This window comes from Aerococcus sp. L_32 (assembly GCF_050689315.1).
This window is the reverse complement of record NZ_JBOEQF010000827.1, coordinates 1-818: the sequence shown is the minus strand read 5'-3', so window position 1 is coordinate 818 and position 818 is coordinate 1. Positions and strand designations below refer to the sequence as shown.

Here is an 818-nt window from a genome sequence, read left to right as displayed (position 1 = left end):
GTGATTCACTGCGGGCACCTGGTCGTGCTGACGAAAGTGCATCGGCGATGGCAACTAAGCTAGCGATAACACTTGTTGCTTCAACGTCACCATGGTGGCTAGCAATGGCGTTAATAACAGTTTCAGGTTCTTGGTATTTGATAGCAAATTCCGTACCAATTTGTACGTGAGACCCTTCTACTTCATGATCAACGGCTTTACCGATATCATGCATTAGACCAGCGCGTTTAGCCAATTGTACGTCTTCACCAAGTTCTGCTGCCATCACACCAGCTAATTTAGCAACTTCAATACTGTGATTCAAAACATTTTGACCGTAACTTGTTCGGTAGTATAAGCGACCTAATGTTTTCACTAAGTCAGGGTGAAGAGAATGAATACCTAAATCAAAAATAGTTTCTTCACCGATTTCTCTTACTTTACTATCCATTTGTTTACGAGCTTTTTCAACTGCCTCTTCAATTTTGGCTGGATGGATTCGTCCATCTCCAATCAATTTATCTAAAGCGATCTTTGCAATTTCACGACGAATCGGATCAAATCCACTTAATACGACAGCTTCAGGTGTATCATCAACAATCAAGTCAATTCCGGTTAAGGATTCTAATGTCTTGATGTTTCGTCCTTCTTTACCAATGATACGACCTTTCATATCATCATTTGGTAAGTGAACAACTGTAACTGTAGATTCTGTAACTGTATCCGCTCCAGAGCGTTCAATAGCTTGAAGTACAATTTGTTTTGCAACTCGATCTGCCGTGTCATTAGCTTCTTGCTCTGCCTTCTTAATTAATAAGGCTTTCTCATGAGCTAATGTA

At 40.3% G+C, this 818-nt stretch carries 1 protein-coding gene; it reads right to left on the bottom strand.

What is annotated here, in order from left to right; translation table 11 throughout:
* On the bottom strand, window positions 1-818 hold an 818-nt coding region (gene rny / locus ACRCJ0_RS16730; protein WP_431391285.1), incomplete at both ends, for a ribonuclease Y.